8 protein-coding genes are annotated in these 8,208 nt (G+C 72.7%); 6 read left to right on the forward strand and 2 right to left on the reverse strand.

All coding sequences use genetic code 11. The annotated features are described in order from the left end of the window. Positions 1 to 527 precede the first annotated feature (527 nt). The 3 genes from C6N75_RS00940 to C6N75_RS00950 all read left to right on the forward strand — a co-directional run bounded on the left by C6N75_RS00940 (position 528) and on the right by C6N75_RS00950 (position 4,389). A complete protein-coding gene (locus tag C6N75_RS00940; RefSeq protein ID WP_105866906.1) occupies positions 528 to 1,202 on the forward strand; it encodes a response regulator transcription factor in 675 nt (224 codons plus the stop codon). 165 nt (positions 1,203 to 1,367) lie between these two features. Further along, complete coding sequence (locus C6N75_RS00945) at positions 1,368 to 3,347, forward strand: 2-oxoacid:acceptor oxidoreductase subunit alpha (RefSeq protein WP_105866907.1); 1,980 nt, start codon at positions 1,368 to 1,370, stop codon at positions 3,345 to 3,347. Next, positions 3,340 to 4,389 carry a 2-oxoacid:ferredoxin oxidoreductase subunit beta gene (locus C6N75_RS00950; protein WP_105866908.1) on the forward strand — a complete coding sequence of 350 codons (1,050 nt, stop codon included), beginning with the start codon at positions 3,340 to 3,342 and terminating at the stop codon, positions 4,387 to 4,389. Before C6N75_RS00945 ends, C6N75_RS00950 begins: the two co-directional genes overlap by 8 nt. Before the next feature lie 51 nt (positions 4,390 to 4,440). On the opposite strand, the gene C6N75_RS00955 is transcribed toward C6N75_RS00950, so the two are convergent. After that, entirely contained in the window at positions 4,441 to 4,842 is a 402-nt protein-coding gene (locus tag C6N75_RS00955; protein ID WP_105866909.1) for a winged helix-turn-helix transcriptional regulator, read from the reverse strand. 120 nt (positions 4,843 to 4,962) lie between these two features. On the opposite strand from C6N75_RS00955, the gene C6N75_RS00960 reads away from it, so the two are divergent. After that, on the forward strand, positions 4,963 to 5,826 hold the full coding sequence (locus C6N75_RS00960) for an SDR family oxidoreductase (RefSeq protein ID WP_105866910.1): 864 nt from the start codon (positions 4,963 to 4,965) through the stop codon (positions 5,824 to 5,826). 242 nt (positions 5,827 to 6,068) lie between these two features. Beyond that, complete coding sequence (gene rarD / locus C6N75_RS00965; RefSeq protein WP_105866913.1) at positions 6,069 to 7,091, forward strand: EamA family transporter RarD; 1,023 nt, start codon at positions 6,069 to 6,071, stop codon at positions 7,089 to 7,091. A 111-nt stretch (positions 7,092 to 7,202) separates the two neighbouring features. Here the strand turns inward: rarD and C6N75_RS00970 are convergent, their stop codons facing one another. After that, positions 7,203 to 7,595 carry an activator of HSP90 ATPase 1 family protein gene (locus C6N75_RS00970; protein ID WP_105866911.1) on the reverse strand — a complete coding sequence of 131 codons (393 nt, stop codon included), beginning with the start codon at positions 7,593 to 7,595 and terminating at the stop codon, positions 7,203 to 7,205. A gap of 117 nt (positions 7,596 to 7,712) precedes the next feature. Here C6N75_RS00970 and C6N75_RS00975 point away from each other — a divergent pair, with 117 nt between their 5' ends. Next, positions 7,713 to 8,174, forward strand: a complete 462-nt coding sequence (locus tag C6N75_RS00975; RefSeq protein WP_407703186.1) for a VOC family protein — start codon at positions 7,713 to 7,715, stop codon at positions 8,172 to 8,174. Positions 8,175 to 8,208 lie beyond the last annotated feature (34 nt).

An 8,208-nucleotide genomic window follows, 5' to 3' on the forward strand; every position in this document is an offset into this window, starting at 1 on the left:
CGGTGGACGGCATCCTTGCCGTGCACTCGCCGGCCGGCGGCCCGACGACGGTGACCGCCGAGCTGCCCTGGCGAGTCCGGACCTGACCCCGCCAAGCCCGGAACCGACCCCGCCGGCAGCCCCACCGCCAGGCCCCCCTGACAGGTCCGCAGCCGATCCACCGCCGGGCCCGGAGCCCATCCACCGCCGAGCCCGAAGCCGACACACCGCCGAGCCCGAAGCCCATCCACCGCCGGGCCCGGAGCCGACACACCGCCGAGCCCGGAGCCCATCCGCCGCCGGGCCCGGAGCCCATCCGGTGGGCTCGGACACGGGGGGGGAGCGGCGCGGGTTAGGACATGTGAGGAACACCCGCGCGGATTCGAACGCGTGGGGACCACCCGCGCGGGTGAGGCCCCGGGCCGTCCGGGCCGGCTGTCCACAGACCCTTGTCCACAGGCTCGCGTCGCTTCCCCGGCCCCCTGGGATGCTGTTCCGCAAACGCGGAGGACGCGTCGGACGGATCGATCCATGGGGGAAGCGCGATCATGGCGGATTACAGAGCCCGAGTGGTCATCGCGGAGGACTCGGTGCTGCTCCGGGAGGGGCTGACCCGGTTGCTGACCGACCTGGGGCACGAGGTGGTCGCCGGTGTGGGCGACGGTGACGCCCTGGTCAAGACCGTGGCGGAGCTGGCAGCTGAGGGGGCGCTGCCGGACGTGGTGGTGGCGGACGTGAGGATGCCGCCGACCCATACGGACGAGGGCATCCGGGCGGCGGTGAAGCTCCGCAAGGAGCATCCCGGCATAGGAGTGCTGGTGCTCTCGCAGTACGTGGAGGAGCGGTACGCCACGGAGCTGATGGCGGGATCCGGCGGCGGGGTGGGTTATCTGCTGAAGGACCGGGTCGCCGAGGTGAGGGAGTTCGTGGACGCGGTGGTGCGGGTCGCCGGCGGCGGGACGGCGCTCGACCCGGAGGTGGTCACACAGCTTCTGGTCCGCAGCCGCAAGCAGGCGGTTCTGGCGGTGCTGACGCCCCGGGAGCGCGAGGTGCTCGCCCTGATGGCGGAGGGCAGGACGAACTCCGCGATCGCCAGGACGCTGGTGGTGAGCGAGGGGGCGGTGGAGAAGCACGTGAGCAACATCTTCCAGAAGCTGGGCCTGTCCCAGAGCGACGGCGACCACCGGCGCGTGCTGGCCGTCCTGACATATCTGGGCGGCTGAGCGGCGCGGGGGTTCGAAAGACGTTCCGAGCTTGCCGCGCTCCAGGGAAGGGCGAGGCCTGCCGACGTAGGGTTGGTGACGGGATGGCCGGTGGGCCGGCCATCCCCGCGAACGCTCGCCCGCCGACGGCGGGGAGGCCCCTTGTGGTGAAGGAGGTCCAGTTCAGTGACCAGTCAGGTCAGTAGCCCATCCGGACAGGCCCACGAGGCCCGGGACGCCGGCGTGGAGGCCGAGGACGCGGGCGGCGGGCCCGCCGGGGATCAGCGGGGTATCCCCGGGCAGCACGGCGTCGACAAGGAAGTCCGCCGCCTCGATCGGGTGATCATCCGCTTCGCGGGCGACTCGGGTGACGGTATGCAGCTCACCGGCGACCGCTTCACCTCGGAGACGGCGTCGTTCGGCAACGACCTGTCGACCCTGCCGAACTTCCCGGCGGAGATCCGGGCGCCGGCCGGCACCCTGCCGGGGGTGTCGTCGTTCCAGCTCCACTTCGCCGACCACGACATCCTCACCCCCGGCGACGCGCCGAACGTGCTGGTGGCGATGAACCCGGCGGCGCTGCGGGCGAACATCGCGGACGTCCCGCCCGGCGGGGAGATCATCGTCAACACCGACGAGTTCGCCAAACGGGCGATGGCGAAGGTCGGGTACGCGGTCTCGCCGCTGGAGGACGGGTCGCTGGAGGGCTACCGGGTGCACCCGGTGCCGCTGACCACGCTGACGATCGAGGCGCTGAAGGACTTCGGGCTGTCCCGCAAGGAGGCCGAGCGCAGCAAGAACATGTTCGCGCTGGGGCTGCTGTCGTGGATGTACCACCGTCCGACGGAGGGGACGGAGAACTTCCTGCGGGCGAAGTTCGCGAAGAAGCCGCAGATCGCCGAGGCGAACGTGGCCGCGTTCCGGGCGGGCTGGAACTTCGGGGAGACCACCGAGGAGTTCGCGGTCTCCTATGAGGTGGGTCCGGCGGTGACGGCCTTCCCGGCCGGGACCTACCGCAACATCTCGGGGAACCTGGCCCTGTCCTACGGGCTGGTGGCCGCCTCCCAGCAGTCCGGTCTGCCCCTCTACCTGGGCTCGTACCCGATCACCCCGGCGTCCGACATCCTGCACGAGCTGAGCCGGCACAAGAACTTCGGGGTGCGGACCTTCCAGGCGGAGGACGAGATCGCGGGGATCGGGGCGGCGCTGGGCGCGGCGTTCGGCGGGTCGCTGGCGGTGACGACGACCTCCGGCCCAGGGGTGGCGCTCAAGAGCGAGACGATCGGTCTGGCGGTGTCGCTGGAGTTGCCGCTGCTGGTCGTGGACATCCAGCGCGGCGGGCCCTCGACGGGGCTGCCGACCAAGACGGAGCAGGCCGACCTGCTGCAAGCGATGTTCGGGCGCAACGGCGAGGCGCCGGTGCCGATCGTGGCGCCGTGCACCCCGGCGGACTGCTTCGACGCCGCCCTGGAGGCGGCCCGGATCGCGCTGACCTACCGCACCCCGGTCTTCCTCCTCTCCGACGGCTATCTGGCGAACGGTTCGGAGCCGTGGCGGATCCCCGAGACCGGCGAGCTGCCGGAGCTGAGCGTGGCGTTCGCGACCGGCCCGAACCACACCCTCGCGGACGGCAGCGAGGTGTTCTGGCCGTACAAGCGGGATCCCCGGACACTGGCGCGGCCGTGGGCGGTGCCGGGCACGCCGGGTCTGGAGCACCGGATCGGCGGCATCGAGAAGCAGGACGGCACGGGCAACATCTCCTACGACCCGGCCAACCACGACCTGATGGTCCGCACCCGGCAGGCGAAGGTCGACGGGATCGAGGTCCCCGACGTGCGCGTGGACGACCCGGACGGAGCCCGCACCCTGGTGCTGGGCTGGGGGTCGACGTACGGGCCGATCACCGCTGCCGTCCGCCGCATCCGCAAGGAGGGCGGCCGGATCGCGCAGGCGCACCTGCGCCACCTCAACCCCTTCCCCCGCAACCTGGGCGAGGTCCTCGGACGCTACGAGCGGGTCGTCGTTCCGGAGATGAACCTCGGGCAGCTCGCCACCCTGCTCAGAGCCCGCTATCTGGTCGACGCCCGCAGCCACACCCAGGTCAACGGCATGCCGTTCAAGGCCGAACAGCTCGCCACCGCCCTCAAGGAGGCCATCGATGACTGAGGCGCTGCAGCTCGTTCCCAAGGCTCAGGCCGCCCAGTCGATGAAGGACTTCAAGTCCGACCAGGAGGTGCGCTGGTGCCCCGGCTGCGGGGACTACGCGATCCTGGCCGCCGTGCAGGGGTTCATGCCGGAGCTGGGGCTGGCCCGGGAGAACATCGTCTTCGTCTCCGGCATCGGCTGCTCCTCCCGCTTCCCGTACTACATGAACACCTACGGGATGCACTCCATCCACGGCCGCGCCCCCGCCATCGCGACCGGGCTGGCCTCCTCGCGCACCGACCTGTCGGTGTGGGTGGTCACCGGCGACGGGGACGCGCTGTCCATCGGCGGCAACCACCTCATCCACGCCCTGCGCCGCAACGTCAACCTCAAGATCCTGCTGTTCAACAACCGGATCTACGGGCTGACGAAGGGGCAGTACTCCCCCACCTCCGAGGTCGGGAAGATCACCAAGTCGACGCCGATGGGGTCGCTGGACGCCCCGTTCAACCCGGTGTCGCTGGCCATCGGGGCGGAGGCCACCTTCGTCGCCCGCACGGTCGACTCCGACCGCAAGCACCTCACCGAGGTGCTGCGCCAGGCCGCCGACCATCCCGGCACCGCGCTGGTGGAGATCTACCAGAACTGCAACATCTTCAACGACGGCGCCTTCGAGGTACTCAAGGACAAGCAGCAGGCCGAGGAGGCGGTGATCAGGCTGGAGCACGGCCGGCCGATCCGTTTCGGGGCGGACGGCGCCAAGGGCGTCGTGCGGGACCGGGAGACCGGTGACCTGAAGGTGGTGGAGGTGACGCCGGCCAACGAGGCGGACGTACTGGTCCACGACGCGCACAGCGCGAGCCCCACCACGGCGTTCGCGCTGTCCCGGCTGGCCGACCCCGACACTCTGCACCACACCCCCATCGGTGTGCTGCGCAGCGTCCGGCGGCCGGTCTACGACACGCTGATGGCCGACCAGCTCGACGCCGCCGTCGAACGCGACGGGAAGGGCGACCTCGGCGCGCTGCTGGCCGGCAGCGACACCTGGACCGTCATCGGCTGACCGGCACGACCGCGCCCGTCGGGACGGCGGCGGCGGAACGGCCCGCGCCGCTCAGGCGCGGGCCTCGTCGTAGGCGGCGCGGGCCTCGCGCACGGTGTCGACCTGCCGCTCGGACCACCGGGCGAGCGACCACACCTGTTCCGCCGCCTCCCGGCCCAGCGGGGTGAGCGCGTAGTCGACGCGCGGCGGGATCACCGGCTTGGCGTCCCGGTCGACGAAGCCGTCGCGCTCCAGCGTCTGCAAGGTCTGGGCGAGCATCTTCTCGCTGACCCCGCCCACCTGCCGGCGCAGTTCGCTGAAGCGGTACGAGCGGTCCAGCAGAGCGGCCAGCACCAGGACGCCCCAGCGGCTGGTGATGTGCTCCAGGATCGCCCGCGAGGGGCACATGGCGTCGTTGACGTCCGGGACGGGACCGCCGTTCGACGGGGTGCGCCCGACCGGCGGTGCCGGCATCCCACTTACGTTCATGCCAGTACCTTACTTCAAAGTGGGTACTTTCCAGAAGTTAGTGCCCGCCGTACGTTGGCTCGCGTACCCATCGACGACACCGACGGAAACGGAAGCACCAGAACCATGAGCATCGTCGTCACCGGAGCCACCGGACACCTCGGCCGACGCGTCATCGACGCCCTGCTGGCCGACGGGATCCCCGCAGCCGGCATCGCGGCCGCCGTCCGCGACCCGGAGAAGGCCGCCGACCTGGCGAAGCTCGGCGTCGAGCTGCGCGTCGCCGACTACGACCGCCCCGAGTCCCTCCGAGGCGCCTTCGAGGCCGGCGACCGGGTGGTGATGGTCTCCGGCAGCGAGGTCGGCAAGCGGGTGCCGCAGCACACCGCCGTCATCGAGGCGGCGAAGGCCGCGGGCGTGGCCCAGCTCGCGTACACCAGCGTCCTCGGCGGCCCGGAGGCCGACTTCGACCTGGCGCGCGAGCACCTGGTCACGGAGGAGCTGATCCTGGACTCGGGGCTGCCGTACACGCTGCTGCGCAACGGCTGGTACACCGAGAACTACACGGAGAACCTCGGCCCGGTGCTGGAGTACGGCGCGGTGGTGGCCAACGCGGGCGGCGGCCGGGTGGCCTCTGCGGCCCGCGCCGACTACGCGGCGGCGGCCGCCGCCGTGGTGACCGGCGAGGGCCACCTCGGGAAGGTCTACGAGCTGAGCGGCGACACCGCCTGGTCGTTCGCCGAGTACGCGGCGGTGGTCGCCGAGCAGTCCGGGCGCGAGGTGGCGTACCGGAACGTCCCGGCCGAGGAGCACCTGGCGATCCTCACCCGCGCCGGGGTGCCGGAGCCGTTCGCCGCGATCCTGGTCGACGTGGACGAGGCGGTGGCGCGCGGCAGGCTGGCCCGCACCACCGGCGACCTGGCCCGGCTGATCGGCCGGCCCACCACCCCGCTCGCCGACACCGTGGCCGAGGCGCTCCGGAAGCGCTGAGCTCCCACCTCACCGGGCGGCCGTGCTGTCATGACCGTATGGCGATACGGGCATGACAGCACGCCGTGCGCGGCGCTACCGTCGTCCCCGCACGCCCGCAGGACAGGCGCCCGGCCGGACAGGCGGCCCGGGGCGGGACGGGCGGACACCGGAAGGAGCGGCCAGTGGCGGCGGACAGCGGCAACGGCGTCCAGGGCGGGAGCACGGGCGGCGGGGACCAGCGGGCAGGGCTGCTGTACGGGATGGGCGCCTACGGGATGTGGGGGCTCGTCCCGTTGTTCTGGCCGCTGCTGCGGCCGGCCGGCGCGGTGGAGATCCTCGCCCACCGGATGGCCTGGTCGCTGGTCGCGGTGGGCCTGGCACTGCTCGTGGTGCGCCGCTGGGGCTGGATACCGGAGCTGCTGCGCCAGCCCCGCAAGCTCGGGTTGATCACCGTGGCCGCCGCGGTGATCACGGTGAACTGGGGCGTCTACATCTGGTCGGTGAACTCCGGCCATGTCGTGGAGGCCTCGCTGGGCTACTTCATCAACCCGCTGGTCACCATCGCACTGGGCGTGCTGCTGCTGAAGGAACGGCTGCGCCGGGCGCAGTGGGTGGCGGTCGGCACCGGTCTCGCCGCCGTGGTGGTCCTGGCGGTCGGCGCCGGACGCCCGCCCTGGATCTCGCTCTGCCTGGCCTTCTCGTTCGCCGCGTACGGGCTGGTGAAGAAGAAGGTCAACCTCGGCGGCCTGGAGTCGCTGGCGGCCGAGACCGCGGTGCAGTTCCTGCCGGCGCTGGGCTTCCTGCTCTGGCTGGCCTCGCAGGGGCGGTCCACGTTCGAGACCTCGGGCGCCGGCCACGCGGCGCTGCTCGCCGCGACGGGCGTGGTCACCGCCGTACCGCTGGTGTTCTTCGGCGCGGCCGCGATCCGGGTGCCGCTGTCGACCCTGGGGCTGCTCCAGTACCTGGCGCCGGTCTTCCAGTTCCTGCTGGGGGTGGCCTACTTCCACGAGGCGATGCCGCCGGAGCGCTGGGCCGGCTTCGCCCTGGTGTGGCTGGCGCTGACCATCCTGACCTGGGACGCGCTGCGGACCGCGCGGCGCACCCGGGCCGAGATGGCCGCCCTGCGCTCCCCCGCGTCAGACCGCGCTCCGGCCGCTGCTCCGTCCGCCGATCAGGGCGCCGTCCCGGCCGCCGCGCCCCGCGAGGCGTTCCCCGAGCAGGCGACCGCGGAGCCCTTCCCGGCACAGGCGCAGACACAGCCGCCGGCGCAGACGCAGGCATAGGCGCAGGCGCGGAACGGGCCGGCGGCCGCGGGCGCCTCGGGGAGCGCACCGGCCGTTGCCGCCGAGCGCGGTCCCGGACGGGCGTGACCCCGGCGTCGGCAGAGGCGCGGCTCAACCCGGCAGCAGCTCGGCGGCGACCTCGTCCATGACCCGCTGCCAGTGGGCCCGGCGGCGCTCCCGCGCGGCGGCGTCGGGCAGCCGCTCCTCGTGGAAGGTGACCGCGGTCCGGTCCGCGCCCGCCGGGGCGAGCGCCACCTGGATCGTGGTGTCGCCATGGGTGACCCGGATGCGGTCGCCGACCCGGTAGCCGCGGACCTCGCCCGCGATCCCGTCGGCGGTGCGGTAGGGCGCGCCCCTCTCCGTCGGCAGGGGGTCCGCCGTGCCGAGCCAGAGGGCGGCGCCCCTCTCGCCGGCGAGGAAGTCCCAGACGGTGCCGACCGGCAGCGGCAGTGTCCTCGACACGCCGATCTGCCAGCCCGCGTCACGCGTCAGTCCGGTGGGCATCGGGGCCTCCTCGCAAGGCAGAGGACGGGCGGCGGGGGCGAGGGACGAGCGACGGGGAGCGGGCCCGGACACGCGGACCCGAAAGCTCCTTGCGGCGCACCTCTCACCCCCATAGTAATGAGCCGCATGACCGCACTTCAGTGGAAACTCGTCGTGGACGCCGCCGACCCGCACGCGCAGGCCGCGTTCTGGGCGCAGGCCCTGGGCTATCTGGTCGAGGACAACAGCGCCCTGGTGGAACGGGTGCTGGCCGCAGGGCAGGCTCCCGAGGAGGCGACGATCGAGATCGACGGCCGCCGCGCATGGCGGGATCTGATCGCCGTCCGCCATCCGGACGACCCGTTCGACGAGGCGACCGGCATCGGCGCCGGCCGCCGGCTCCTGTTCCAGCGCGTGCCCGAGGCGAAGACCGTGAAGAACCGCCTGCATCTCGACGTGCACGCCGCCGCGGGCCGGCGGGAGGCGGAGACGGCCCGGCTGGAGGCGCTGGGCGCGCGGATCCTGCGGCAGGTCAGCGAGCCGGGCGGCACCTGGACGGTGCTGGCCGATCCGGAGGGCAACGAATTCTGCGTGCAGTAGCGCGCAGGGCCGGGGGGCGTTCGGACCGTGACCG

Origin of the sequence: Streptomyces solincola (genome assembly GCF_002982015.1) — a bacterium.
Classification (GTDB): domain Bacteria; phylum Actinomycetota; class Actinomycetes; order Streptomycetales; family Streptomycetaceae; genus Streptomyces; species Streptomyces solincola.

Coding starts and splice junctions, on each gene's coding strand:
- C6N75_RS00940 (WP_105866906.1), top strand. CDS start 528: ATGGCGGATTACAGAGCCCGAGTGGTCATCGCGGAGGACTCGGTGCTG.
- C6N75_RS00950 (WP_105866908.1), top strand. CDS start 3,340: ATGACTGAGGCGCTGCAGCTCGTTCCCAAGGCTCAGGCCGCCCAGTCG.
- C6N75_RS00955 (WP_105866909.1), bottom strand. CDS start 4,842: ATGCCGGCACCGCCGGTCGGGCGCACCCCGTCGAACGGCGGTCCCGTC.
- C6N75_RS00960 (WP_105866910.1), top strand. CDS start 4,963: ATGAGCATCGTCGTCACCGGAGCCACCGGACACCTCGGCCGACGCGTC.
- rarD (WP_105866913.1), top strand. CDS start 6,069: ATGGGCGCCTACGGGATGTGGGGGCTCGTCCCGTTGTTCTGGCCGCTG.
- C6N75_RS00970 (WP_105866911.1), bottom strand. CDS start 7,595: ATGCCCACCGGACTGACGCGTGACGCGGGCTGGCAGATCGGCGTGTCG.
- C6N75_RS00975 (WP_407703186.1), top strand. CDS start 7,713: ATGAGCCGCATGACCGCACTTCAGTGGAAACTCGTCGTGGACGCCGCC.